Source organism: Stenotrophomonas sp. YJH_SMC_133 (genome assembly GCF_059370655.1).
Window position 1 is genome coordinate 170,829 of sequence record NZ_JCAFTW010000005.1, and the last position, 24,757, is coordinate 195,585.

The following is a 24,757-nucleotide window of genomic DNA, read 5'->3' on the forward strand; positions in this document are numbered from 1 at the left end:
TGGCGGTTAAATCCGCTGCAAGTGGTCTGATCGAAATCATTATTGGTACGACCAATAATCGACAGCCACGGCGATCCACCGCCTGCGGTGGGGCACCTTCCGCATCCAGTCGAGAGTCTTCATGCAGCCCTGGCAACACCTGTACGACCCCGCCGGCAACCTGTGGTTGTCGAGCCTGATCGCGCTGCTGCCGATCGCGTTCTTCTTCGTTGCCCTGGCCGTGCTGCGCATGAAAGGCTGGCTGGCCGGCACGATCACCGTGGCCATCGCGCTTGGCGTGGCGCTGCTGTTCTACCGCATGCCGTTGAGCCAAGCGCTGGGCGCGGCCGGCTTCGGCTTCGTCTACGGCCTGTGGCCGATCGCCTGGATCATCATCGGCGCGGTGTTCCTCTACAAGGTCTCGGTCAAGACCGGGCAGTTCGACATCATCCGGGCCTCGATCCTCTCGGTGACCGAAGATCAGCGCCTGCAGATGCTGATGGTCGGCTTCGCTTTCGGCGCCTTCCTGGAAGGGGCGGCCGGTTTCGGTGCGCCGGTGGCGATCACCGCAGCGTTGCTGGTCGGGCTGGGCTTCAAGCCGCTGTATGCCGCCGGCCTGTGCCTGATTGTCAACACCGCGCCGGTAGCGTTCGGCGCGATGGGTATTCCGATCATCGTGGCCGGGCAGGTCACCGGCCTGGACGCATTCGAGATCGGCCAGATGGCCGGCCGCCAGTTGCCGTTCCTGACCATCATCGTGCTGTTCTGGATCATGGCGATCATGGATGGTTGGCGCGGTATCAAGGAGACCTGGCCGGCGGTGCTGGTTGCGGGTGGTTCGTTCGCCATCGCGCAGTACCTGACCTCCAATTTCATCGGCCCGGAACTACCGGACATCACCGCGTCGCTGGCGTCGCTGGTGTGCCTGACCCTGTTCCTCCGCCGCTGGAAGCCGGTGCGGATCTTCCGTTTCGACACCGAAACCAGCGCCGAGGCGGCCGCACAGGCACTGGAGGCACCGCGCCACAGCGTCGGCCAGATCGCCAGGGCATGGTCGCCGTTCCTGATCCTCACCGCGATGGTCACGCTGTGGAGCATCAAGCCGTTCAAGTCGCTGTTCGCGGCGGGCGGTCCGCTGGAAGGCTGGGTGCTGAAGATCCCGGTGCCGGGCCTGGACCAGCTGGTGCAGAAGATGCCACCGATCGTGGATGCGCCGCTGAGCTATGACGCCATCTACAAGTTCGACTGGTTCTCGGCCACCGGTACCTCGATCATCCTGGCCGGGGTGATTGCCATCATCGTGCTGCGCATGCCTGCACGTTCGGCGCTGCAGACCTTCGGCGAGACCGTGCGTGAGCTGCGCATGCCGATCTACTCGATTGGCATGGTGCTGGCGTTCGCCTTCATCGCCAACTACTCGGGACTGTCTGCCACGTTGGCCCTGGCACTGGCGCATACCGGCGACGCGTTCCCGTTCTTCTCACCGTTCCTGGGCTGGCTGGGCGTGTTCCTGACCGGTTCGGACACCTCGTCCAATGCCTTGTTCTCGGCACTGCAGGCCACCACCGCACAGCAGATCGGCGTGTCCGACGTGCTGCTGGTAGCGGCCAACACCACCGGCGGTGTCACCGGCAAGATGATCTCACCGCAGTCGATCGCCATTGCCTGCGCGGCGGTCGGCCTGGCCGGCAAGGAGTCGGATCTGTTCCGCTTCACGGTCAAGCACAGCCTGATCTTCACCACGATGGTCGGCCTGATCACCCTGGCCCAGGCTTACTGGCTGACCTGGATGATTCCCTGAGCCATGCGCGGCTGGCCGACCACCCGCTGCGCGCTTCGGGCCACAATGGCGCCATGAGCACGCAACGTATTTCGGACAAGGTGGCTGCGCAGCTGCGCGGCCTGGTGCAGGAACAACAGCTGCGGCCGGGCGACCGGCTGCCGGCCGAGCGCACCCTGGCGGTGCAGCTGGGGGTCTCGCGCACCGCGCTGCGCGAGGCCATCGCGCAGCTGGCCAGCCAAGGCCTGTTGACCGCACGGGTCGGTGGCGGCACCTACGTGGCCGAGCCTGCGGCACGCGCGCGGCAGGCGCTGGATGAACCGCTGGCGCCGTACCTGCCGCTGTTCCAGGGCGACCCGGAATACCGCTTCGACGTGCTGGAGATCCGCCACGCGCTGGAAGGTGCCACCGCCTGGCATGCGGCGCTGCGTGCCACCGACGAGGACCGCGCGCGCATCGCACAGGCCTTCCAGACCATGATGGACGCGCACGGCAAGGACGACCCCACCGGCGAGGCGGAGGCCGACGCGGCCTTCCACCTGTCCATCGCCGAGGCCTCGCACAACCTGGTGCTGCTGCAGGTGATGCGCGGGCTGTTCGAACTGCTGCAGACCAACATCTCGCAGAGCCGCGAAAAGCTCTACACCTCGGCGAGGACCTTCTCGCCGCTGTCCGACCAGCACCGCGAGATGATGGATGCGGTGCTGGCCGGCGACCCCGAACGCGCGCGCGCCGCCGCGCATGCCCACCTCGAGTTCGTGCACACCACGCTGCGCACCCTCGATGACAACGAAGCCCGGCGTGCGCGGGCCTCGCGCCTGCCTTCCCCCCACGGTTGACCCCATGATCATCTCCGCCTCCACCGATTACCGTGCTGCTGCCGAACGCCGGCTGCCGCCGTTCCTGTTCCACTACATCGATGGCGGCGCGTATGCCGAGCACACGCTGAAGCGCAACGTTTCCGACCTGTCCGACATCGCGCTGCGCCAGCGCATCCTGCGCAACATGTCCGACCTGAGCCTGGAAACCGAGCTGTTCGGCGAAAAACTGGCGATGCCGGTGGCGCTGGCGCCGGTCGGCCTGACCGGAATGTATGCGCGGCGCGGCGAGGTACAGGCGGCGCGCGCGGCCGACAGCCGCGGCATCCCGTTCACCCTGTCCACGGTGTCGGTGTGCCCGATCGAGGAAGTGGCACCGGCCATCCAGCGGCCGATGTGGTTCCAGCTGTACGTGCTGCGCGACCGTGGCTTCATGCGCAACGCACTGGAGCGGGCGCAGGCCGCTGGCGTGACCACGCTGGTGTTCACCGTGGACATGCCGGTGCCGGGTGCGCGCTACCGCGATGCCCACTCCGGCATGAGCGGCCCGAACGCCTCGCTGCGCCGTATCGGCCAGGCCATCACCCATCCGCACTGGGCGTGGGACGTGGGACTGTTCGGCCGCCCGCATGACCTGGGCAACATCTCCACCTACCGTGGTAACCCGACCGGGCTGGAGGATTACATCGGCTGGCTGGGCAGCAACTTCGATCCCTCCATTTCCTGGAAGGACCTGGAGTGGATCCGCGAATTCTGGAAGGGCCCGATGGTGATCAAGGGCATCCTTGACCCGGATGACGCGCGTGATGCGGTCAGGTTCGGTGCCGATGGCATCGTGGTCTCCAACCACGGTGGCCGCCAGCTGGACGGCGTGCTGTCCACCGCACGCGCACTGCCGGCGATTGCCGACGCAGTACAGGGCGATCTGAAGATTCTCGCCGATTCGGGCATCCGTACCGGCCTGGACGTGGTGCGCATGTTGGCGCTCGGTGCCGATACCGTGCTGCTGGGGCGCGCCTTCGTCTATGCGCTGGCCGCGCAGGGCGAGGCCGGCGTGGCCAACCTGCTGGACCTGATCGCCAAGGAGATGCGCGTGGCGATGACACTGACCGGTGCGCGTCGCATCGCTGACATCGGCCGCGATTCGCTGGTCAGCCTGCCATGAATGGCCACGATGCCGTGCTGGCACAGTTGCGCGACGCGGTCGGCAGCCGCCATGTACTGACCGGCGACAAGGCCACGCGCCGCTTCCGTCGCGGCTACCGCTTCGGCGATGGCCCGGTACTGGCAGTGGTGCGCCCGGGTACCTTGCTGGAACTGTGGCGCGTGCTGCAGGCAGCGGTGCAGGGTGGGGCGGCGGTCATCCTGCAGGCGGCCAATACCGGGCTGACCGGTGGCTCGACCCCGGACGGCGATGACTACGGCCGGCCGATCGTGCTGGTCAGCACGCTGCGCCTGACCGGCATCCAGCTGTTGAACGAAGGCCGCCAGGTGCTGTGCCTGCCCGGTGCCACGCTCGACCGCCTGGAGCAGACGCTGGCACCGCTGGGCCGTGAACCGCATTCGGTGATCGGCTCGTCCTGCATCGGCGCCTCGGTGCTGGGCGGCATCTGCAACAACTCCGGCGGCGCGCTGGTGCGCCGTGGCCCGGCCTACACCGAGCTGGCGCTGTACGCGCGGGTCGATGCGCAGGGCCAACTACAGCTGGTCAACCATCTCGGCATCGCGCTGGGCGATACGCCCGAGCAGATCCTGCAGCGCCTGCAGGCCGGCGACTACAGTGCGTCGGATGTGGGGGACGGCGACGGCCGCGCGGCCTCCGATCCGCGCTACGCCGACGAAGTGCGCAAGGTCGACGCCGATACCCCGGCGCGCTTCAATGCTGATCCCAGCCGCCACTACGAGGCTGCCGGTTCGGCCGGCAAGCTGGCGGTGTTCGCGTTGCGCCTGGATACCTTCGAAAAGGAGGCCGCCGAAGTCTTCTACATCGGCAGCAACCGCACCGACAGCCTCACGGCGATCCGGCGCCAGCTGCTGACCGGCTTCGAGCGCCTGCCGATTGCCGGTGAGTACATCCACCGCGATGCCTATGACATCGGCGAGCGCTACGGCAAGGACAGCTTCCTGCTAATCGATCGCCTCGGCACCGCACGTGTACCTGCCGCGTTCGCATTGAAGAGCCGCGTCGACGGCTGGTTCGAACGGCTGGGCCTGCGTGGGGTGACTGACCGGGTGATGCAGGTTCTGACCGGCCTGCTGCCCTCGCACCTGCCCAAGCGCATGGGCGAGTTCCGCCAGCGCTACGAGCATCACCTGTTGCTGAAGGTCTCTGCCCAGGACGCTGCGGAAACCGAGGCCTGGTTGCGCGCCTTCTTCGCCGGGCACGAAGGCGGCTTTTTCCACTGCACGGCCGAGGAGGGGCGCAAGGCGTTCCTGCATCGCTTCGCCGTGGCCGGTGCCGCGGTGCGCTACCGCGAAGTGCATCGCGGGCAGGTGCAGGACATCGTCGCGCTGGATATCGCATTGCGCCGCGACGATACGGATTGGTTCGAGCAGTTGCCGGCCGATATCGACGGCCGCCTGCTGCACAAGCTGTACTACGGCCACTTCCTGTGCCACGTGTTCCACCAGGACTACATCGCGCGCAAGGGCGAAGACCCGGTGGCGATCGAGCATGCGATGTGGGCGCTGCTGGACCAGCGTGGCGCCGAGTATCCGGCCGAGCACAATGTCGGTCACCTGTACCCGGCCAAGCCGGCGCTGGCCGGGTTCTACAGGCAGCTGGACCCGAGCAACACGTTCAATCCCGGTATCGGCCAGACCTCGAAGGCCAAGGGCTGGGGTGGCTGCGATTGCGGATGATGTAGAGCCGCCCCTATGCTCGGCTGCTCCTGCCGACAGACAGCAGACGAGCATGGCTCGACGCCGCCCGGGCAACGGTTACCATCGGAAGCCCATCCGCAGGAGCCATCCATGCCCACCGCCGCCGTCTGCGCCACCCTGTGCACTGCATTGCTGGCGACCCCGCTGCTGGCGCTGGCCCAGAGCGCGATCCTGCCGCAGCAGCGCGATGCTGCCGGCAACGTGATGGAGCCGCTGGGACAGGTACTGATCGCGAGTGAGACTGGACCGTCGGGGCTTTATGACTGCACGCGGGACGGCAACTGGTGCGTGCGCGTGCAGCCGGTTGCCGAGGAGGGTGACCGGCCGACCGTGCTGGAAGTGCTTGAGAAGGCACCGGGCCAGGGCAAGCCGCACACCTACCACGTCAGCATCGACGTGCCGCAGGAAAGCGAGCTGTCGCTGTGGCCATGGATCGTGCGGCTGGCCCCTGGCGTGGGCAGCGATGAACCGGTGACCGACCCGCAGCAGCGCGCCCGCCAGAATGTGCTGGTGGGTGGCATCGTCAAGTTCAGCACCATGTACTCCGGTGGAGGTGCCGACGCGTCCACGCTGCAGCTGGCACGCGTGCGTCACCTGCAGGACGACATCCAGGTGGACGACGACGTGCTGACCGTGCCATGGCTGGGCAATGCGATGATCCGCGCCTGTTTCAGCGAGCAGGACATCAAGCAGCGCGCCGGTGCCTGCCACGACGAATACGGGTTCTCGGCGAAGCTGGCGCTGGATACGGTTGCCGAGGGCATGCCAGTGCTGCGCTACCAGACCGTGGCGACCCGGTACCCGGCCGGTGTTTCGCGCTTCGAGGATTCGCTGGCCAGGGGGCCGCTGAAGAAGCAGGATCTGCGCATCGAACAGGACCCGGCGTGTACCTACACCCGGCTGTTCCGCTTCGGGGCGGGGATGTTCCACCCGGACCAGGCACTGCCGGACTGTGCCGGCTATACCGAACCCTGAATTGTAGCGTCGAGCGATGCTCGACGGGTCTTCGGATGGGCGGCGCGAAAAGCCAGTCGAGCATGGCTCGACCCTACAAAAGCGGTGGCGGCGCTTACTCGCAGCGCGTGGACGTGATGATGTTGTCCTTGTCCACGAACACGCGCAGGCGGTCCTGGCGGATGTCCTTGGTGGTGATGGTGCTGGGGCCGATCGGGTTGACCAGGCCGGCGCCACTCTCGCGGGACAGGCGGCGGATGTTGGGCTCATTGGCCGGCTGGCCGATCGCCCAGCCCAGCTGGCTGGCGTCGCAGCGGCCGCTGCCTTTGACTTCCGGGCCAGGCGTACTGACACAGGCCGACAGCAGCAGGGCAGAGGCCGGCAGCAACAGGGACAGACGGAATGCAGACATGCGAGCGCTCCTGCGCAGGGAAGATGGCGGGAACGATAGCACCGAGCGTGCGAAAGGCGTCAGCGTCCCGGTCATTGCCGGCACAGCGTGGTCATTGCATAGTGGGAGGAATGGCTGGCAGTACGCCAGCGGGCAGGCCGGGCCTTTCCGGCGCAGATGTTGGATACGGTATGACGGCAGGCAGTTTCCGCGGCAAAGACAAGACGATGACGGCGCTGGTGTTGTCGTTGCTGGGCGTGGCGTTTGCCGCCTCCGCTGCCGATCCGGAACCCGCGCCGGTCGAAACCCCGGTATTCGGTGCCTGGCGCAACCTGCAGACCGAAGCGGGCTACGAGCCTGCGCAGCGCAACCTGGCGTTTGCCATGCTGCCGCAGGCGGCGACCCGAGGCGATCGTTTCGCCATCCTCGACCGTGAAGGCAAGCGGACGGTGTGCTGCCTGCAGGTGGCCAGTCCCTCGCTGGGCGTGGCTGCGCTGCGCGAGCAGTACCACCTGCCGCAGGCCTGGGTGACCGACCTGAGCAATGGCCGCAGCCCCGCACGCCCCTATGTGCCGCACGTCTATGCGATGCAGCGGGTGGACGAGCTGGTCGACTACAGCTTCGCCGATGTGCCTGGCGCCTACAGTGACCTGGGCGGGCTGCTGATTCCGGAAGGTGCAGCGCTGGAGGCCGACGGCAGCGCCGTGCGCCTGGGGGACACCCGCTACCCGCTGCATTTCCAGCGCCAGCCGCACGCCGATGACGATGGGGCGCTGGACCGCTACAGCCTGCAGGCCGGCGAGGGTGCCGCCCCGATCGTGGTTGAAGTGCCGTTCGGCACCTACTGATTGCAGCTTCGCACTGGCTAGAATGCAGCGCGGCGCTGTCTGCCGTGCCTGCTCCGTGAGTCGTTGCCGTGTCCCTGCGCCCCTTCCTGCTGTCGTCCCTGCTGCTGTTGTCCGCCTGTGCCAGTGCGCCGCCGCCGGCCCATTCCGATGCATTGTGGCGATTGATCGAACGTGACTGCCGGGGCGCCGAAGGTCCACGCGGCGACTGCCTGCGCGTGGAGACGGCCGCAGACCGCCGCGATGTGCTGGTCAAGGATGCGCACGGCGACTACCAGTTCCTGCTGATGCCGCTGGACAAGGTGAGCGGTATCGAGAGCCGCAGCCTGTACCAGCGTGGTGCACCGAACTACTTCGCTGCCGCCTGGCAGGCGCGCAGCCACACCGAACAGGCCCTGCGGCAACCACTGCCGCGCAACGTCGCCAGCCTGGCGTTGAACTCGCCGCACGGCCGCTCGCAGCACCAGCTGCATATCCACGTGGATTGCCTGCGCGCCGACGTGCTGCAGGCGCTGGACACGCATGCTGCCGCCCTCGGCAGCCGCTGGGCACCGCTGCCGGTCCTGCTGCGCGGCCATCAATACCAGGCACGCCTGCTGGCGGGCGCGGAACTGACCGCCAATCCGCTCAATCTGCTGGCTTACGATCTCGCAGGCGTGGACGATGTTGGTCAGTGGAGCCTGGTCGTGGCCGGCCGGGACGCCGTGCAGGGCGGCCCGGGCTTCATCCTGCTGGCGACCCGGGTGGACGCCGGCACCGGCAACGAGGCCAGCGCCGAAGAACTGCAGGACCACGCCTGCTCGGTGCTGACCGGCGCAGGCGACGCGTTGGAGCGGGTCCGCTAACCCGGTGGCTGCTGGCGGCTGCGCCAGACCGGTGCAGTCAGCGCCAGCAGCTGGCGGTCCTGCCAGCCATCCAGATCCAGATGATGGTCGCGCAACAGGCCTTCGTGCTCGAAGCCGAAGGCGTGCAGCGCAGTGGCGAACGGGTCACTGCAGTCCGGTGGCAGCATCACGAACAGGCGGTGCACGCCCACATCCTCGAACAGGAACGGGCACAGCGCGCGCAGCGCTGCATCCACGTGCGGGTGCCAGTGCTGCAGCGACAGCAGCTCGGCGCAGCGCGTATGCAGGGACTGCAGGCGGACATGCAGCTGGTCCAGGACAGTGCCGTGCTCGTCATCGAACACACCCAGCAGCAGCTGGTCGTTGTCCTGCTCCAGCCGCGAGCGATGCATGTGGGCAAGGAAGCGGGCTTCTTCGTCGATACCGGCCGGATGGCGGCGCCCGCGCCGGCGCCGGTCGTCGAACAGGCGCCAGGCCGGCAGATCGGCCCGCTGGAACGGGCGCAGGGTGACCGGTGCCACCTGCAGCTGCAGCAGATGGCGGCGCGACACAGGGCGCAGCGGGGGGAGGAGGGATGTGGGGTACGGGGTCATCATCCCCGGAACGATGGCAATGCCCGGTTCGCCAGACCATTCAAAAGATTGCAAAAACGCGACGATCACCGGGCGGAGCCTGATTCGGTTCAGGCATAAGTCCATCAGGGCTGGTCATTTCCGTTGAAACCATCCATTCAGGACACTTTCGTTACGGGATCGTTATGCGCCGCGCAGGCCTCCGGTCCCATACCACCCGTCCAACTCCCCCAGGAAGCCCATGTCTGCCTCCCACAAGGCGCTGCGCCCGCGTCCGCTGGTGCTCGCGCTGTCGTCCCTGATGCTGGTGTCGTCGCCGGCCTTCGCGCAGGAAAGCGCACCCACCTCATTGCAGGAAGTGAAGGTCACCGGCTCGCGCATTCCGCGCGCCAGTGTCGAAGGGCCGTCGCCGGTGACCGTGATCAGCCGCGAGCAGATCGACGCGCAGGGCTACCGCAACGCGTTCGACGCGCTGAGCGCCCTGACTGAAAACACCGGCAACGTGCAGGGGGAGGACTTCGGCAACACCTTCACCCCGGCCGCCAACACCATCAACCTGCGCGGGCTGGGCCCGAACCGCACGCTGGTGCTGGTCAACGGCCGCCGCCAGGCCGACTACCCGCTGGCCTACGAGGGCTCGGTGAACGTGGTCAACCTGGCCAACATTCCCAGTGCGCTGATCGAGCGCATCGAGGTCTTGGCGGCCGGTGCGTCGGCGGTGTATGGCTCCGACGCCATCGCCGGTGTGGTCAACATCATCCTCAAGGACCGCTTTGAGGGTGTGGACGTGAACGTGCGGGCCGGCGGCACCCAGCAGGGCGGTGGCGACAACCAGCGCGCGCAGGTGGTTGGTGGCAGTTCCGGCGAGCGCTGGGATGCCCTGTTCGGCTTCGAGTTCGATGTGCGCAAGGCGATCCATGCGCGCCAGCGCGATTTCATGGACTCGCTGGATGATGACCCCGCCGGCAAGGCGCCGCAGGCGACCGCGATCGCGTATCGCCGCAACGCCGCGACCGGTCGCAACATCGATCCGGGCGCCAATGGCTGCGACGCGGCGTCGGATATCTATGGCGGCAGCGTGTTCCGTGCCTTCAACCCGCGCCAGGGCTGGTATTGCGGCAGCAACGAGGCCGCCGCCAGCTACTGGACGGTGCAGACCGAGAAGCGCAATCTCAACGGCTACGGCCTGCTGACCTTCCACGTCAACGAGACCACCGACCTGTTCGCCGATCTGGCCGTGGGCAGCGCACGCATCACCAACAACACCCGTGCGCCCACCTGGACCTCGGCCCGCAATTACTTCTACAACCAGACCACCGGCAACCTGGAAAGCTGGTACCGCCGGTTTGCGCCCGAGGAAATCGGTGGCCTGCCGCGCAATGCCAACCGTTTCCTGGAAAATTCCTGGTCGTTCAACGTCGGCGCGCGCGGCCAGATCGGTGACAGTGGCTGGGATTATGAAGCGGTCTACAGCCGCTCACGCTACGAGAACCGCACCCGTCGCCCGGTGCTGCTGGCCGGCATCAATGAATACCTGCTTGGCCCGAAGCTGGGCGTGCGAAATGGCGTAGAGGTCTATGCGCCGGACCCGGCGCGCCTGTTCCAGCCGCTGAGCCCGAATGAGTACCAGGACCTGTCCGGCTACCAGGAGAGCCGCAACGCGGCGTGGCTGCAGACCTTCAGCGCCAGCGTCAACGGCCGGCTGTTCGCACTGCCCGGTGGCGACGCTGCGCTGGCCGCGGTGGTCGAGGCTGGCAGCCAAGGCTATCGCAATCGACCGGACCCGCGACTGGGCACCGGTGAATTCTGGAACACCAGCGCCGGTATTGGTGCCGGTGGCGAGCGCGACCGCTATGCTGCCGGCGTGGAGCTGCAGCTGCCGTTGCTGCAGTCGCTCACCACCACCCTGGCCGGGCGCTATGACCAGTACCGAGCCGGTGGTGAGCATATCGGCAAGGCGACCTGGAGCTTCGGCGTCGAGTTCCGCCCGATCGAGAGCCTGCTGATCCGTGGTACCGCTGCCACCAGCTTCCGGGCGCCGGACATGAACTACGTGTTCGCGACAGAGACGCGTGGTTACAACCCGGGCATGACCGACTACTGGCGCTGCCGCACCGCAGGCCAGTCGTATGACAACTGCGACTACAACGGCCTGTCGATCGATTACAGCAACCGTGCCAACCCGCAGCTGCAGCCGGAGTCGGCCAAGTCGTATGGCTTCGGCGTGGTCTGGTCGCCGCTGGCTGGCCTGGATTTCAGTGCCGATTACTACGACATCCGCATCGACAACGAGGTGACCAGCCTCGATACCAGCCGCATCCTGCGCGACGAGGCCGATTGCCGGTTGGGCAAGACGCTGGGCGGCGAGGCGCGTGACATCGGCTCACCGCTGTGCCAGGACGCGCTGTCGCGTGTGATCCGCAACCCGTCCAATGCAACCGTGCAGCCGGACCAGGTGACCCGTGTGCTGATCAACCCGATCAACGCCGCCTCTGAATCGGTTCGCGGCCTGGACCTGAAGGGCAACTGGCGTTTCGATGCCGGTCGCTATGGCCGCTTCACCACGCGCCTGGCCTACACCGTGGTGCTGGAGCACAAATACCGGCAGTTCTCCGATGATCCGGAGCGTGACATCCGCAATTCGCTGGATGACTACCAGTGGCGCAGCAAGGCCAACGGCAGCATCACCTGGAACCAGGGTGACTGGACCACCACGCTGTACGGCAACCGCTTCGGCTCGCTGCCGAAGACCGATGGCAGTGGCCGCATCGCGCCGTACATGACCTACAACGCCAGCGTGTTCCGCCAATTCGGCGAGAACCTGTCGGTGGGCGTGATCGTCAACAACCTGCGTGACAGCCGCCCGCCGGCGGACAAGAACGGTGGCGGCTGGCCGTTCTATCCGGTCGGCAACTACGATCCGTATGGCCGCCAGTACTGGGTGCAGCTGGACTACCGGTTCCGCTGATCCGGCAGGCGAACGAAAGGCCCGGCATTGCCGGGCTTTTCTTTGTGCAGTGCATCCGTGTTGCCGGCGCGCACATGGCATGCTGGGGCGATACACGGAGGAGGATGCGCATGGATGTCAGGGGGTGGAGTGTGATTGCCGTGCTGGCCATTGCAGGTTGCAGTGGCAGGCAGGCGGCCAGCGTGGAGGATGCCGCGGAGGTGGCCAATGCCGCGCCTGCGCCGTCCCTTTCCAACCCCGCGACCGATGCTGTATCAGCGCGCGTGCCAACGGCATCGAGTACCACGACGGCTGCCCCTGGGCTCGCGCAACCGGAGGGTCACTTCCTCGAGGGCGAGCGCATGCTGCTGAACGAGGGTGCGGTGTCCGCACAGAAGAGCGAGGCGGTGCTGGGTTCCGACAAGGCCTTCGCGCAGGCGATCAGCCAGTTCGAGCGCGATGCAGCCGGTCACCTGGAAGTGCAGGACCTGACCCGGCTCTACAGGGCGGCCGCGACCCGGCTCATCGGCAACGACGGCACGCTGGTGTCTTTTGCCTGCGGCTACAGCCTGTGCGTTGGCGAGATCCGCAGCCGTACCGATGAGGATTTCAGTGCCTGGTCCGAGGCGATCGGCATGGACAAGGTGGCCCCGGTCTACAGCCTGGCCACGGCGCCGATGACATGGGGCAGGGACCAGCATGGCGGGCGCTTCGTGTTCTCGGTGGATCCGGCCGCCAACGGCATCACGGGCCCGTAGCGCCGGCGGATGACCGGCGCCACGGCGCGTTACGGAAGCGCCTGTTGCAGGTACGACTCGATGACGTAGCTGAAAGGCTGCTGCTGGCGGTCGCGCAGCAGGGCGCGCACTTCAAGGATCACGCCGCGGTCGCCTTCGCCCCGCGGCGGCCAGAACGTCTGGTCGGCCAAGGTCTGGCGCTGGAAACCGAGCGGGCCGACCACGCGACCGAACGGTTCGTCGGTGCTGTCCAGCACCTGGTTCATGGCCGGGCTGAGATGGCCGGGCAGGTACCAGTTGTCGGCCTCGGACAGCACGCGGCTGCCGCAGACCAGCTGCACGCGGCGATAGCGCAGCTCGGCACCTGGCTTCACACCCAGCGCCTGCAGCACGTCGGCGGGGGCAGGCTTGTCCTGGCCGTGTACGCGCACTGCACGCACCCGCGCCTGTTCGGCCAGGCCGTGCTCGGCGCACCAGTGTTCCAGCGTGGCAGTGGCGCTCTGCCCGGACAGCACGCGCTGGTGCAGGCGCTCGACCAGTGCAGCCGGGGCAATGCGCTGCTGACCCGGCGGCGACTGCAGCGGCGCAGCGGCCGCCGCATCAGTGGCGGACAGGCTGGCGATCGGGGCGGCGGCAAGCAGGGACGCGGCCTGCCAGCGGCGGAGACGATCGTGGCGGTCGGACGGGCCCATGCGGCATCACAGCGGAAACAGGCGCCCATGTTACCCGTTCAGGGGTGTGCACGGCGTGGCTGCGACCGGTTGTCGCAGGGCAGTCATCGTTCTGGTGAATGCGTGCCATCCAGATATTTCGTTGGCCGATGGCTGCGGCGAGGCGCACGATGGCGCCATTCTTGGCATTCCGGGAGTTCCCGATGACCCTCCAGTTCGTCCATGGCGGTGTCGACCGCGACGGTGCGCCACTGCATTTCCATATCCGTGATGGCCGCATCAGCGGGCTCAATGGCGAGGCGGCGCCGGCCGACGCGGCGGAATGCGTCGACCTGCAGGGCTTCGCGGTGCTGCCCGGGCTGGTCGACGGCCACATTCACCTCGACAAGAGCTTCGTCGGCGACCGTTGGCACCCGCACCAGCCGGTGAACAGCCTGCGTGAGCGGCTGGCGGTGGAGAAGGCGGCGGTGGCGGGTGCGGCACCGATGGTGGACCGTGCCGAGGCGCTGATCCGCCAATGCAGTGCTTTCGGTACGGTGGCGATGCGCTGCCATGTCGATATCGACGGCAGCACCGGTCTCGGCCATCTCGAAGCGGTGCGCGAGGCGGCACTGCGCTGCGCCGACATCATGCGGATCCAGCTGGTGGCGTTTCCGCAGGCCGGGGTGATGTCCTGTCCCGGCACCGCCGCCGTACTGGAGCAGGCGCTTGCCGCGGGCGTGGAGGTGCTCGGCGGCATCGACCCGACCACGCTCGATGGTGATGCCGAAGGCCAGCTGGCGCTGCTGTTCGGCCTGGCCGAGCGTTACGGCGTGCAGCTGGACATCCATCTGCACGAGCCCGGCGAAACCGGCCTGGCCCAGCTGCTGCGCATCGCGGCGCGGACGCGGGCCGCCGGCCTGCAGGGGCGGGTTGCGGTCAGCCATGCCTATTCGCTGGGCGACGTGCCGCTGGCGCGCGCGCTGCAGGTGGGCGAAGCACTGGCCACGGCGGGTGTGGCGATCATGAGCAACGCGCCGGGCGATCATCCTTTCCCGCCGCTGCGCGCGCTGCATGATGCCGGTGTGCGCGTGTTCGCAGGCAACGACAACATCCGCGACTGCTGGTGGCCGTACGGTAACGGCGACCTGCTGCAGCGGGCGATGTTGCTGGGCTACCGGTCCGGCTTCTACACCGATGCCGACCTGATGCTGGCGCTGGACATGGTCACCACCCACGCCGCGCAGGCGATCGGCCTGCCGCAGCATGGTATTGCCGAAGGCCGGCCGGCGACGTTCGTGGCCGTGCGTGCCGACCACGGCCCGGCCGCTGTGGCCGGGGTGCCGGTGGAGCGCCGCGTGGTGGTCGACGGCCGCTGGCTGTAGATCCACGTCATGGCGTGGATGCGCCATCGCGTGGTCTCATTCATCCACGCATGGCGTGGATCTACCCCGATGTACCGTCAGGCGTAATCGTCGGCGCGGGTGGCGACGAATTCCTCAAGCCACGCAAGCAGGTGGGCGATGTCGATGATCTCGCCCTGTTCGACGCGCTTGAGCAGCAGTGTGCTGGCGCCGATCTGCAGGCTGCTGTCGGCATAACGCAGCACCGCGTCGATGCCCCATGCATCGGTGACCTGCATCCAGGCCAGGCCCGGCACGCGCTGGGCCAGGGTGTCACCGAATGCCACGCCCAGCGCTTCCCAGCCATCGCAGTCGGCACGGTCGATCAGCTTGGCATCGATCACGCGCTGCAGTGTGCTGGCCGCCAGCGGCCACTGCACCGGCAACGTCGGGAAGCCGGCCGCCACGCGCGCGGCGATCAGCGAGCGCTGGTGCTGCAGATGCGTCTGCAGGGCAGCGGGCAGGGGATCGAAGCGGGTGGGGATTTCGTCGGACATGGCAGGGCGCCGTGGGGCACGGAAACAACAGGCACTCTACGAGGCGATTGTTGCCCGCTATACGGCCGGAGTGACCATGTTTCGATGCGTGATGCGCGAAAGGCATCCACGCATGGCGTGGATCTACCGTGGTCAGTCCGGTTCGCGCTGCACCTGCCGCCACAGCTCGCTGGCCAGCGCACGCACGGCATCGTCGGCGTCGGCACGGTGCAGCAGGCCGATTTCGTAGTTGTCGATCACCGGCAGCTCGCGCTCGCCATCGATGATGCGGTGCTCGCGGCTGACCGCGCGGCGTGGCAGCAGGCTGATGCCGATGCCATCGGCCACCGCGCCCTGGATGCCGCTCAGCGACGAGCTGGTGAAGGCGATGCGCCAGCGCAGGCCCAGCGCTTCCACGGCATGGATCATCTCGTCGCGGTACAGCCCGCGCGGGGGGAAGGTGACCAGCGGCAGCGGGTCCTGCTGCAGGCAGCTGCTGCGCAGGCTGTCGATCCAGTGCATCGGCTCGCGGCGGCAGTGCACGGCCTGGCGGCTGTTGCGGCGCTGCTTGACCAGCACCAGATCCAACTCGCCATGATCGAAGCCCTGCGCCAGGTCGCGGCTGAGGCCGCTGCTGATCTCCAGCTTCACCTGCGGGTGGCGACGGCTGAAGGCGGCCAGCATGCGCGTGGTCTGCGCGTTGACGAAATCCTCGGGCACGCCGATGCGGACTGCGGTCTCCACCATCGCACCGGCCAGCGCCTGCGCCATTTCCTCGTTCAGGTCGAGCATGCGCCGCGCGTAGCCGAGCAGGGTGTGGCCGGCATCAGTGGGGTGCACGTCGCGATGGCCGCGTTCAAGCAGGCGATGCCCGGCCAGTTCCTCCAGCCGGCGCACCTTCTGGCTGACCGTGGACTGGGTCGAATGCAGGCGCGTGGCCGCCGTGGTGAAGCTGCCGCAGTCGGCCACCATCACCAGCGCCCGCAGCAGGTCCAGTTCGAACAGGGTTCTATTCGATTTGGCACTGTCTTGCATTTGAACATTTCACTTCTGGATACCCAGGCCGACTTCTACCATGCAGGGCAGGGGCCGGCAACGCCCGGCTGTTGCTACCGTCGCACGGCGTTCCGTGGCGACGGACATGAGGAGACACTGTCATGCGCGTCCATCATTCCGCTGGTTGGCCTGCGCCGTTCACGCGCGTGCTGCTGTTGTGCCTGCTGGCCATGGTCACCCCTGCCTGCACCGCCACGTCCAGGGCCGACGCAGACGCGCGCCTGCGGGATGCCGCCAGCCGCGGCGACGCCGATGCGGTGCGACAGGCGATCGAGGATGGCGCCACGCTGGAGGCGCGCGATGGCCAGGGCCGCACCGCGCTGCTGCTGGCCACGCATGGCAACAACGTGGATGCCGCGCGTGAGCTGATCGAGGCCGGGGCAGACGTCAACGCCAAGGACGCGTTGCAGGACAGCGCCTACCTGTACGCCGGTGCGCGCGGCCTGGACGAGATCCTGGCGATGACCCTGGCGCATGGCGCCGATCTGCGCAGCACCAACCGCTATGGCGGCACCGCGCTGATTCCGGCCGCCGAGCGCGGTCACGTCGCCACTGTGCGCACGCTGCTGCGGGCCGGTGTGGCGGTGGACCATGTCAACCGGCTGCACTGGACCGCGCTGCTGGAAGCGATCCTGCTCGGCGATGGCGGTGCGCGCCACGTGCAGATCGTGCAGCTGCTGCTGGAGGCCGGTGCCGACCCGGAGCTTGCCGACGGCGACGGCGTGACGCCGCTGGCGCACGCGCGCCAGCGCGGCTATACCGGAATTGAGACCCTGCTGCGCCAGCACGGCGCGGTGCGTTGAATGCAACCCCCTTCCACCCGCACGCTGGGCGTGCCCATCAGGATGCTGTCCATGTTCCGTTCCCGTCCGTTGTCCCTTGCCATCCTCCTTGCGGTAGCACCGCTGTCGGCGTCTGCCGCCGAGCGCGCCGACCTGCTGATCCGCAATGCCACCGTGGTCGATGTCGAGCACGCCAGCACGCTGGCCGGGCAGAGCGTGGTGATCCGTGGCGAGGACATCGTCGCCGTCGGTCCGGACGCGCAGCTGCGCAGCCAATGGAGTGCGGCCCGCCAGATCGATGCCAAGGGCAAGTACCTGATTCCGGGCCTGTGGGACATGCATGTGCACTTCGGTGGTGGTCCGGCGCTGATCGAAGAGAACAAGGCGCTGCTGCCGCTGTACATCGCGCATGGCATCACCACGGTGCGTGACTGCTCCGGCGATCTGCCCGAGCAGGTGCTGCAGTGGCGTGGCGAGATCGCCAAGGGCACCTTGTTCGGCCCGCGCCTGCTCAGTTCCGGCGCGAAGATCGAAGGCATCAAGCCGGTCTGGAAGGGCACGATCGAAGTGGGCAGCGAGGCCGACGCCGACAAGGCGATTACCCGCCTGCAGCATGACAAGGTCGATTTCGTGAAGATCACCGACAGCACGCTGAAGCCGGAACTGTTCCTGTACTCGGCCAGCGCTGCGCGAAAGGCCGGCTTCAAAGCCTCGGGGCATATTCCGATGGCACTGACCGTGGAGCAGGCGGTCGATGCCGGCCTGGCTTCGATCGAGCATCTGGACTACGCATTCAAGGCCGGCAGCAAGGATGAGGCGCAGATCGCCGCTGACTTTGGAGCCGGCCGCATCGACCGTGCCGAAGCCAACCGGCGCCTCGACGCCAGCTTCGACCGTGACACTGCGATGCATGCCTACCGTGATTTCGCAAAGCGCGGCGTATTCGTGACCCCGACCCTCAACGGTGGCCGCATCCTCGACTTCCTTGACCAGGATGACCACGCCAACGATCCGTACCTGGCCTACATCGGCCCTGGCCTGCGCGCGACCTACCAGTGGCGCGTGGACCGCGCAGCCAAGGCCACGCCGGCGCAGATTGAAGCGCGCCACGCGCAGTACCACCAGGTGGCCGCGGTGCTGCCGCTGCTGCAGGAGGCGGGCGTGACGATCATCGCCGGTACCGATGCGGGCTTCCTCAATTCGTTCAACTTCCCGGGCATCGCGCTGCACCAGGAACTGCAGCTGTTCGTGAAGGAAGGCCTGACCGCACCGCAGGCGCTGTCGGCCGCAACCCGTTCCGGTCCGGCCTGGTTCGGCCAGATGGACCGCTACGGTGGTGTCGCACAGGGCAAGGCCGCCGATCTGGTGCTGCTGACCGCCAACCCGCTGCAGGACATCGCCGCCACCGGGAAGATCGACAGCGTGATCCTGCGTGGCAGCGTGTATGACCGCGCTGCGCTGGACAAGATGTTGGCTGATACCAAGGCCAAGGTGGCGGCGTGGAATGCCGAGGCGGCGAAGACGCAGTGATCGACAGGGTCAGAGCCCTTCCCGAGTGGGAAGGGATCCGACCCATGGAGTTGGACGGCATCCACGCCATGCGTGGATGACACGGCCGTTGGCCTAACGCGGTGCCGGCCGCATGCCATGCAGCTGCGGCAGTGCGGCCTTCATCGCATCGATGAAGGCGCGCAGCCGCGGCGGCTGCTGGCGCGCAGCAGGAAACACGACATGCACCGGCAGTGCCGGCGCCTGCCAGTCCGGCAGCAGCTGCACCAGACGTCCTTGTGCGAGGTCGTCGGCCACCAGCCAGGCCGAGACCACCGCTGCGCCCAGCCCGGCGCGTGCAGCCTGCTGCACCACGAACAGGTTGTCGCTGAGCAGGCGTGGGCTGATCGACAGCGTATGCGCGCGGCCCTGTGCGTCATGCAGCAGCAGGCGTTCGCGGTAGTAGGTGACCAGTGAGATCCACGGCAGTGCCTGCGCTTGTTCTGGTGTGCTGATCGCGGTGGCCTGCACCAGCGACGGCGCTGCCACGACGATGCGCGGCACTTCGGCGAGCGGCAGTGCGACCATGCGCGGTTCGTCGACCGGACCCACCCGCACCGCGCAGTCGATGCCTTCGGCGATGAAATCCGGGCGACGATCTTCAAGGATCCACTCCAGGCTCAGCTGTGGGTGCTGGGCGAGGAACGCGAGCATGGTCGGCAGCAGCTGCGCCTGGCCGAAGGCGTGCGGCACCATTACCCGCAGGCGTCCGCGCAGCGTTTCCGGTTCGCCGTGCAGTTCGGCCTGCAGCGACTCCCATTCGTCGACCACGCGTTGCGCATGGCGCTGGCAGCGCAGGCCATCTTCGGTCAGCTGCAGGCCGTGGGTGGAGCGCTGCAGCAGGCGCAGGCCGAGCTGTCGCTCCAGTGCCTGCAGGCGGCGACTGACCGTCGGCTGGGTGGTGCCCAGCTGCACGGCAGCAGCAGACAGGCTGCCGGCATCGACGATGCGCAGGAAGGTGCGCAGCAGATCCAGGCGATCCGCGCCGGTGGCAAGGTTATTCATGCGTTTCACGTATGAAGTGTATGTGCAGGAGCCTACTACAGACGCCGGGCGAATACCGGCAGGATACGCCCACTTCCTCCTCCGGACTCCCCCAATGTCTACCCCTTCGCTATCCGTCGCCGCGCCCGCGACCGCACCCTCCACCCCGCTGGTGCTGGCAATGGCGGCTGGCGCCGGCTTCTCGGTCGCCTCGCTGTACTACAGCCAGCCGATGCTGGGCCTGATCGCCCAGGACCTCGGCGCAGGCGAGCGCGCCGCCGGCCTGGTGCCGACCTTGACCCAGCTTGGGTATGCGCTTGGCATTCTCCTGCTGGCGCCGTTGGGCGACCGCTTCGACCGCCGCACCCTGATCCTGTTGAAGTCCGCGTTGCTGGCACTGGCATTGGGCGCTGCAGCGATGGCCGGGCACCTGCCGGGCCTGCTGATGGCCAGCCTGCTGGTCGGGTTGATGGCCACGCTGGCACAGGACATCGTGCCCGCCGCTGCGGTGCTGGCGCCGGATGCACAACGCGGCCAGATCGTCGGCCGGGTGATGACCGGCCTGCTGCTCGGTATCCTGCTGTCGCGCGTGGTCAGTGGCGTGGTGGCTGAAGCATGGGGTTGGCGCACGCAGTTCGTACTGGCCGCGGTATCGGTGGCGGTGATGGGCGCGGTGATGGCGCGCGCGCTGCCGCGTTTCGCACCGACCAGCACGCTGCGCTATCCGGCGTTGCTGGGTTCGTTGCTGGCGTTGTGGCGCGAGCAGCCGCAGCTGCGCCGTGCGGTGGCCAGCCAGTCGTTGCTGGCAGTGGGCTTCAGCGCGTTCTGGTCGACGCTGGCGCTGATGCTGCATGCCCGCCTGGGGCTGGGCAGTGCGGCGGCGGGTGCGTTCGGTATCGCCGGCGCGGCCGGCGCATTGGCTGCGCCGTTTGCAGGACGTTTCGCCGATCGCCTGGGTTGCCATGCGGTGGCGCGGCTGGCGATCGCAGTGGCGCTGGTGGGTTTCGGGCTGCTGCTGGCCGAAGCCTGGTTGCCGGCCGTTGCGCTGCTGCCGCTGCTGGTGGTAAGTGCGCTGCTGTTCGACTTCGGTTTCCAGTCGGCGCTGGTGGCGCACCAGACGCTGGTCTATGGCCTGGTGCCGCCGGCCCGCAGCCGCCTCAATGCGCTGCTGTTCACGGGCATGTTCATCGGCATGGCCGCCGGTGGTGCGCTGGGCAGCCTGGCGCTGGCGCAGTGGGGGTGGCACGGCGTGGCCTGGCTGGCAGTGGTGTGTGCGGGCGGCAGCCTGCTCCTGCGCTTGAAGTAAGGGGGGCGTTCGGCAGGGCTTGCAGCCCTGCCGAACAACCCCCTAATCGTGACCGCTGTCGTCCAGGCTGATGATGCCGCGCCGCAGCGCCTGGGTCACCGCGTGCGTGCGATCGCCCACGCCCAGCTTGTCCATCAGGCTCTTCATGTGCGCCTTCACCGTCTGCTCTGAAATCTGCATGCGCTCGCCGATGCGCTTGTTCGACAGGCCACCGGCCACGTGCCGCAGCACTTCGGTCTCGCGCGGCGACAACCGGTCTTCCACCACATGCGCGGCGATGCTCGCCGCCACCGCTGGTGGAATCGGCGCGCGCCGGCCGCCCGCAACCATGCGGATCGTGTCGACCAGCTCGTGGCGCAGCATGTCCTTCAGCAGGTAGGCGCTGGCGCCGGCCTGCAACGCCCGCACCGCACGTACGTCACCGCGGTAGGTGGTCAGCACGATGATGCGCGCGCGCGGGTCCGTCGCGCGGATCCGCACGATGGCTTCCACACCATCCAGGCGGGGCATCTGCAGGTCCATCAGCACCACGTCCGGCTGCAGCTGCTGGTAGCGTGCGATGGCTTCCTCGCCGTCGGCGGCTTCACCGAGCAGGCGCAGATCGGGTTGTGCGCCCAGCAGGGCGGCCAGGCCGTCACGCAGCAGCGGGTGGTCGTCGACCACCAGTACGCCGATCGGGGCAGGGGTTTCAGTCATGGCTCGTTCTACTCCAGGGCCAGCGCCAACGTGATGGGCGGCGGTGATACAGGCGCCGGGCGGGAACTGCCAGCGCGACTTCGGTCCCCAGCCCGGGGCGGGTCCACAGCTGCAGTTCCGCGCCAAGGCGCTGCGCGCGCTCGCGCATGCCCTGCAGGCCCCAATGGCCATGGCCGGCATTTTCGTCGGCGATGCCCACGCCATCATCGCGCACGTGTAGAAGGAAGCACCGCGTGCCGTAGGACAGCTCCACTTCGATGGCGCTGGCATTGGCATGGCGCAGCGCATTGCGGATCGCCTCGCGTCCGATCAGGAACACTTCCTCGGCGGCATCAGCCTGCAGCGGTGGGTGGGGGCCTTCCACGGTCAGGCGCAGCGGATTGGTGCCGTGCCCGGCATACTCGGCGTGCACATCGGCCAGTGCCGAAGCGAGGTCGCGACCCGCGAACGGCCCCTCGCGCAGCGCATTGACCCGCTCGCGGCCCTCGGCCAGGTTGCGCTCGGCCAGCTGCATCGCCGACTCCAGCTGGCTGCGCACCGGCTCGGGGGTCTGGGGTGACTGGCTGATCGCATGCAGGCGCAGGATAAGGCCCTGGCTGCCCTGCAGCAGGGTGTCGTGCAGGTCGCGCGCGATGCGTTCGCGTTCGCCATTGCGTTCCTGCAGGCGCGCACGGAACAGCGCGGCCAGCTGCCCGCTGCGGATGCGTACTGCCAGCACCAGTAGTGCGAGCACGGCGGCGGTGCACAGCAGTTTGAACCACACGGTCTGGATGAAGGTAGGCGCGATGCGGAAGCTGCGGCTGGCCGGTGCGGTGCTCCAGATGCCGTCCTCATTGGCGGCTTCCACCTCGAACCGGTAGTTGCCTGGCGCGAGGTTGGTGTAATACGCGCGGGTGCTGCTGCCCGCGTCCTGCCAGCTATCGTCAACGCCGGACAGGCGATAGCGATAGCGGTTGCGTTCCGGGCGTGCCAGCGACAGCGCCACGTAGTCGATCTGCAGCTGGCTGGTGCCGGCCGGCAGGCGCAGGCCGTCCCGCAGTGGTTGCCGTTCGCTGCCATGCAGCACGTCGCCGATGCGCACGCTGGGAGCCATCGCATTGACGTGCGACCGGGTGGTGTCCAGCCAGGCCAGGCCCTGGTTGGTGGCCAGCCATAGCAGGCCGTCGTCGGCCAGCACGGCGGTGGGGATCGGTCCGCTCTGCAGGGCGATGCCCGGCATGCCATCCACCGCATCGAACAGGCGTGGTGTCACCGGCTGCCCGGTACGCAGCGCCCGCCGCAACTGATCGCTCCCCAACCGGACCAGGCCACGACTGCCATTGAGCCACAGGTGACCGTGCGCATCGGCAACCATGCCGGTGATGCCCTCCAGCACGCCGGCCATGTCGGTGCTGACCGGCATGAAGCGGCCATTGCCGAGGCGGGCGGCCAGCCCGGCCTCACCGGCCACCAGCAACAGGTCCTGGTGGTGCAGCAGCGCGGTGACCGGCCCGACCAACAGCCCGTGGTTGGCATCGAAGGTTTCGATGCGGGTCGCGCCCATGCTGCGCAGCCGGCCGTCGGCATAGCCGAGCAGCAGCTGGCCATTGGCATCCAGCGCCAGTGATGAGCAGGCCTGTTCGGGCAGGCGCGTTTCGCGCTGCCACTGGCCGTGCAGATAGTGCAGCACGCCACGTTCACCGGTGCAGACCCAGGCCTGGTCGTCATCGGCGAACAGCAGGGCATGCAGCGGTTGCCCGGTGAAGGGCTCGGGCAGCGGAATCAGCGTGGTGTGGCCGGCCACCGTGCGTGCCAGGTTGACCCAGTCGAACTGCCAGATCGGCGTGGGCGCCCGGCGCGCGGCCGCCTGCAGTTGTGCGGCGCTGCCTTCCAGCAGTGGCCGGCGCAGGTCGTACGGCTTGAGGTCCTCGCCGTAGCCGTACACACGCCCATCGCTGGCCCGCACCAGCGAGCGATAGGGATCACTGGGGCCGACCGCCAGCGTGTGCACGCTGCGCACGCGGAAGCGGTTGAGGCCCAGATTGGTGCCGACCCAGAGATTGCCTTCGCGGTCGGCGATGATCGGCACGGCCGAGGTGGCGGTCAGCCCGTGCGGCGAATCGAAACGCTCCATGCGCACGGCGCGGCTGCCGTCGAACGTGACCCGGGCCACACCGCCATGCGGGCTCATCGTGGCCCATAACGCGCCGTCGGCAGTGAACTGCAGGCGCGCGGCGACCAGGTCCGGCAGGCGTCGCGCTTCGCGTTCGCTGTCCGGCAGCAGGCCCTGCGCATTGGCCAGCGGCGAGGTGCCGCGCACACGGTCGGCCAGCCAGACTTCGCCCTGCGGGCTCTCGGTCAGCGTCGCCATCTGGGATACAGCAATGCCGGTGTCCTCGAAACGCGGTTGGCCTGCAGGACGCATCCAGATCCTGAGGTTGGCCAGTACCCAGAAGGTGCCACGGCTGTCGTGCAGCACCCATTGCACGCGGTGTTCCGGAACGCCCGTGTCTGCGGGCAGCGGCTGCCAGCGCTGGCCATCGAACTCGCGCAGCCCTCCATTGATGGCTGCCCACATGCGGCCGTCGCGGTCCTGGCTGAAGTGCGGTACCACGCCAACCGGCACGCCCTGGCCGCGGCCGTAGTTGTACAGGTGGCCGCGCGCGAACTGGCTGATGCCTGCCTGGAAGTAGCCGATCCACAGTGCGCCATCGGCGCTGTGTTCCAACGTGACCATGTTGGTGGACGGGTAGCGGGTGCCAGCCGGTGGCGCCTGCCGTTCGAAGCGACGTCCGTCGAATCGGTACAGGCCCGAACCGGTAGCCAACCACAACAGGCCGTCACGGTCCTGGCTGATGTCCCAGATGTCACCGGGTGCACCCTGGCCGACCCGCCAGGCAGTGTGCTCGTAGCCGGGCAACCCGCTGCTCACGGCCGGCCGCTGCACGGCGAGGGCGGGCAGGGCGGTCCACAGCAGCAGGCACGCCAGCAGCGCCGGCAGGCGACGCAGGAACGGGAAGGGGCGGCCACGCATGGCGCGCATTCTCGCAGGTGCGGGGCAGCCGCGGGTGACCCGAACGGGGTAGGCGCCTGGTGCCGTGGTCGGCTATCACGCCGGCATGTCCT

21 protein-coding genes are annotated in these 24,757 nt (G+C 67.9%); 13 read left to right on the forward strand and 8 right to left on the reverse strand.

The genetic code is table 11. The annotated features are described in order from the left end of the window. Positions 1 to 121: 121 nt before the first annotated feature. The 5 genes from lldP (at position 122) to AC5P78_RS09200 (ending at position 6,435) form a co-directional block, all read left to right on the forward strand. Positions 122 to 1,780, forward strand: coding sequence for an L-lactate permease (gene lldP, locus AC5P78_RS09180; protein ID WP_414498459.1), 1,659 nt, complete (start codon positions 122 to 124; stop codon positions 1,778 to 1,780). Between the two features lie 53 nt (positions 1,781 to 1,833). Continuing rightward, positions 1,834 to 2,598 carry a transcriptional regulator LldR gene (gene lldR, locus AC5P78_RS09185; protein ID WP_005417039.1) on the forward strand — a complete coding sequence of 255 codons (765 nt, stop codon included), beginning with the start codon at positions 1,834 to 1,836 and terminating at the stop codon, positions 2,596 to 2,598. Between the two features lie 4 nt (positions 2,599 to 2,602). Then, positions 2,603 to 3,742, forward strand: coding sequence for an FMN-dependent L-lactate dehydrogenase LldD (gene lldD / locus AC5P78_RS09190; RefSeq protein ID WP_059034693.1), 1,140 nt, complete (start codon positions 2,603 to 2,605; stop codon positions 3,740 to 3,742). Continuing rightward, entirely contained in the window at positions 3,739 to 5,439 is a 1,701-nt protein-coding gene (dld, locus tag AC5P78_RS09195) for a D-lactate dehydrogenase (protein WP_414498458.1), read from the forward strand. Before lldD ends, dld begins: the two co-directional genes overlap by 4 nt. A 111-nt stretch (positions 5,440 to 5,550) precedes the next feature. Further along, positions 5,551 to 6,435 carry a hypothetical protein gene (locus AC5P78_RS09200; RefSeq protein ID WP_049395924.1) on the forward strand — a complete coding sequence of 295 codons (885 nt, stop codon included), beginning with the start codon at positions 5,551 to 5,553 and terminating at the stop codon, positions 6,433 to 6,435. Positions 6,436 to 6,529: 94 nt separating this feature from the next. On the opposite strand, the gene AC5P78_RS09205 is transcribed toward AC5P78_RS09200, so the two are convergent. After that, positions 6,530 to 6,826, reverse strand: coding sequence for a hypothetical protein (locus AC5P78_RS09205; protein WP_005413768.1), 297 nt, complete (start codon positions 6,824 to 6,826; stop codon positions 6,530 to 6,532). 170 nt (positions 6,827 to 6,996) lie between these two features. On the opposite strand from AC5P78_RS09205, the gene AC5P78_RS09210 reads away from it, so the two are divergent. Both AC5P78_RS09210 and AC5P78_RS09215 read left to right on the forward strand, forming a co-directional pair. Further along, complete coding sequence (locus AC5P78_RS09210) at positions 6,997 to 7,653, forward strand: decarboxylase (RefSeq protein WP_043035211.1); 657 nt, start codon at positions 6,997 to 6,999, stop codon at positions 7,651 to 7,653. A gap of 68 nt (positions 7,654 to 7,721) precedes the next feature. Next, positions 7,722 to 8,495, forward strand: a complete 774-nt coding sequence (locus AC5P78_RS09215; RefSeq protein WP_005410028.1) for a CDP-diacylglycerol diphosphatase — start codon at positions 7,722 to 7,724, stop codon at positions 8,493 to 8,495. Here AC5P78_RS09215 and AC5P78_RS09220 read toward each other — a convergent pair. After that, on the reverse strand, positions 8,492 to 9,091 hold the full coding sequence (locus AC5P78_RS09220; protein ID WP_033833900.1) for a GNAT family N-acetyltransferase: 600 nt from the start codon (positions 9,089 to 9,091) through the stop codon (positions 8,492 to 8,494). The genes AC5P78_RS09215 and AC5P78_RS09220 overlap by 4 nt on opposite strands. A 217-nt stretch (positions 9,092 to 9,308) precedes the next feature. Here AC5P78_RS09220 and AC5P78_RS09225 point away from each other — a divergent pair, with 217 nt between their 5' ends. Together AC5P78_RS09225 and AC5P78_RS09230 are read left to right on the forward strand one after the other, a co-directional pair. Next, complete coding sequence (locus tag AC5P78_RS09225) at positions 9,309 to 12,035, forward strand: TonB-dependent receptor plug domain-containing protein (protein WP_133050438.1); 2,727 nt, start codon at positions 9,309 to 9,311, stop codon at positions 12,033 to 12,035. 341 nt (positions 12,036 to 12,376) lie between these two features. Further along, positions 12,377 to 12,772, forward strand: a complete 396-nt coding sequence (locus AC5P78_RS09230) for a hypothetical protein (RefSeq protein ID WP_227860284.1) — start codon at positions 12,377 to 12,379, stop codon at positions 12,770 to 12,772. A 29-nt stretch (positions 12,773 to 12,801) separates the two neighbouring features. Here the strand turns inward: AC5P78_RS09230 and AC5P78_RS09235 are convergent, their stop codons facing one another. Continuing rightward, positions 12,802 to 13,443, reverse strand: a complete 642-nt coding sequence (locus AC5P78_RS09235; protein WP_012480569.1) for a hypothetical protein — start codon at positions 13,441 to 13,443, stop codon at positions 12,802 to 12,804. Positions 13,444 to 13,625: 182 nt separating this feature from the next. Here AC5P78_RS09235 and AC5P78_RS09240 point away from each other — a divergent pair, with 182 nt between their 5' ends. Then, complete coding sequence (locus AC5P78_RS09240) at positions 13,626 to 14,786, forward strand: amidohydrolase family protein (protein WP_043035214.1); 1,161 nt, start codon at positions 13,626 to 13,628, stop codon at positions 14,784 to 14,786. 77 nt (positions 14,787 to 14,863) lie between these two features. On the opposite strand, the gene AC5P78_RS09245 is transcribed toward AC5P78_RS09240, so the two are convergent. Both AC5P78_RS09245 and AC5P78_RS09250 read right to left on the reverse strand, forming a co-directional pair. Next, positions 14,864 to 15,301, reverse strand: coding sequence for a DUF3806 domain-containing protein (locus AC5P78_RS09245; RefSeq protein ID WP_012480567.1), 438 nt, complete (start codon positions 15,299 to 15,301; stop codon positions 14,864 to 14,866). A 132-nt stretch (positions 15,302 to 15,433) separates the two neighbouring features. Then, positions 15,434 to 16,315, reverse strand: coding sequence for a LysR substrate-binding domain-containing protein (locus AC5P78_RS09250; RefSeq protein WP_012480566.1), 882 nt, complete (start codon positions 16,313 to 16,315; stop codon positions 15,434 to 15,436). Positions 16,316 to 16,437: 122 nt separating this feature from the next. Here AC5P78_RS09250 and AC5P78_RS09255 point away from each other — a divergent pair, with 122 nt between their 5' ends. Further along, positions 16,438 to 17,139, forward strand: coding sequence for an ankyrin repeat domain-containing protein (locus tag AC5P78_RS09255; protein ID WP_012480565.1), 702 nt, complete (start codon positions 16,438 to 16,440; stop codon positions 17,137 to 17,139). 51 nt (positions 17,140 to 17,190) lie between these two features. Then, positions 17,191 to 18,648: an amidohydrolase family protein gene (locus AC5P78_RS09260; RefSeq protein ID WP_043035216.1), complete on the forward strand. Its 1,458-nt coding sequence runs from the start codon at positions 17,191 to 17,193 to the stop codon at positions 18,646 to 18,648. A 93-nt stretch (positions 18,649 to 18,741) separates the two neighbouring features. On the opposite strand, the gene AC5P78_RS09265 is transcribed toward AC5P78_RS09260, so the two are convergent. Further along, complete coding sequence (locus AC5P78_RS09265) at positions 18,742 to 19,671, reverse strand: LysR family transcriptional regulator (protein WP_414489502.1); 930 nt, start codon at positions 19,669 to 19,671, stop codon at positions 18,742 to 18,744. A 94-nt stretch (positions 19,672 to 19,765) separates the two neighbouring features. On the opposite strand from AC5P78_RS09265, the gene AC5P78_RS09270 reads away from it, so the two are divergent. Beyond that, positions 19,766 to 20,956: an MFS transporter gene (locus tag AC5P78_RS09270; RefSeq protein ID WP_012480562.1), complete on the forward strand. Its 1,191-nt coding sequence runs from the start codon at positions 19,766 to 19,768 to the stop codon at positions 20,954 to 20,956. 42 nt (positions 20,957 to 20,998) lie between these two features. On the opposite strand, the gene AC5P78_RS09275 is transcribed toward AC5P78_RS09270, so the two are convergent. Together AC5P78_RS09275 and AC5P78_RS09280 are read right to left on the reverse strand one after the other, a co-directional pair. After that, positions 20,999 to 21,652, reverse strand: a complete 654-nt coding sequence (locus AC5P78_RS09275) for a response regulator (protein ID WP_043035219.1) — start codon at positions 21,650 to 21,652, stop codon at positions 20,999 to 21,001. Continuing rightward, entirely contained in the window at positions 21,645 to 24,674 is a 3,030-nt protein-coding gene (locus AC5P78_RS09280) for a sensor histidine kinase (protein WP_062606250.1), read from the reverse strand. The genes AC5P78_RS09275 and AC5P78_RS09280 overlap by 8 nt, the downstream gene beginning before the upstream one ends. Positions 24,675 to 24,757: the final 83 nt, after the last annotated feature.

Bases quoted from the DNA above. Each gene is read 5' to 3' on its own strand.
- lldP (WP_414498459.1), top strand. From the start codon at position 122: ATGCAGCCCTGGCAACACCTGTACGACCCCGCCGGCAACCTGTGGTTG.
- lldR (WP_005417039.1), top strand. From the start codon at position 1,834: ATGAGCACGCAACGTATTTCGGACAAGGTGGCTGCGCAGCTGCGCGGC.
- lldD (WP_059034693.1), top strand. From the start codon at position 2,603: ATGATCATCTCCGCCTCCACCGATTACCGTGCTGCTGCCGAACGCCGG.
- dld (WP_414498458.1), top strand. From the start codon at position 3,739: ATGAATGGCCACGATGCCGTGCTGGCACAGTTGCGCGACGCGGTCGGC.
- AC5P78_RS09200 (WP_049395924.1), top strand. From the start codon at position 5,551: ATGCCCACCGCCGCCGTCTGCGCCACCCTGTGCACTGCATTGCTGGCG.
- AC5P78_RS09205 (WP_005413768.1), bottom strand. From the start codon at position 6,826: ATGTCTGCATTCCGTCTGTCCCTGTTGCTGCCGGCCTCTGCCCTGCTG.
- AC5P78_RS09210 (WP_043035211.1), top strand. From the start codon at position 6,997: ATGACGGCAGGCAGTTTCCGCGGCAAAGACAAGACGATGACGGCGCTG.
- AC5P78_RS09220 (WP_033833900.1), bottom strand. From the start codon at position 9,091: ATGATGACCCCGTACCCCACATCCCTCCTCCCCCCGCTGCGCCCTGTG.
- AC5P78_RS09225 (WP_133050438.1), top strand. From the start codon at position 9,309: ATGTCTGCCTCCCACAAGGCGCTGCGCCCGCGTCCGCTGGTGCTCGCG.
- AC5P78_RS09230 (WP_227860284.1), top strand. From the start codon at position 12,377: ATGCTGCTGAACGAGGGTGCGGTGTCCGCACAGAAGAGCGAGGCGGTG.
- AC5P78_RS09235 (WP_012480569.1), bottom strand. From the start codon at position 13,443: ATGGGCCCGTCCGACCGCCACGATCGTCTCCGCCGCTGGCAGGCCGCG.
- AC5P78_RS09240 (WP_043035214.1), top strand. From the start codon at position 13,626: ATGACCCTCCAGTTCGTCCATGGCGGTGTCGACCGCGACGGTGCGCCA.
- AC5P78_RS09245 (WP_012480567.1), bottom strand. From the start codon at position 15,301: ATGTCCGACGAAATCCCCACCCGCTTCGATCCCCTGCCCGCTGCCCTG.
- AC5P78_RS09250 (WP_012480566.1), bottom strand. From the start codon at position 16,315: ATGCAAGACAGTGCCAAATCGAATAGAACCCTGTTCGAACTGGACCTG.
- AC5P78_RS09255 (WP_012480565.1), top strand. From the start codon at position 16,438: ATGCGCGTCCATCATTCCGCTGGTTGGCCTGCGCCGTTCACGCGCGTG.
- AC5P78_RS09260 (WP_043035216.1), top strand. From the start codon at position 17,191: ATGTTCCGTTCCCGTCCGTTGTCCCTTGCCATCCTCCTTGCGGTAGCA.
- AC5P78_RS09265 (WP_414489502.1), bottom strand. From the start codon at position 19,671: ATGAATAACCTTGCCACCGGCGCGGATCGCCTGGATCTGCTGCGCACC.
- AC5P78_RS09270 (WP_012480562.1), top strand. From the start codon at position 19,766: ATGTCTACCCCTTCGCTATCCGTCGCCGCGCCCGCGACCGCACCCTCC.
- AC5P78_RS09275 (WP_043035219.1), bottom strand. From the start codon at position 21,652: ATGACTGAAACCCCTGCCCCGATCGGCGTACTGGTGGTCGACGACCAC.
- AC5P78_RS09280 (WP_062606250.1), bottom strand. From the start codon at position 24,674: ATGCGCGCCATGCGTGGCCGCCCCTTCCCGTTCCTGCGTCGCCTGCCG.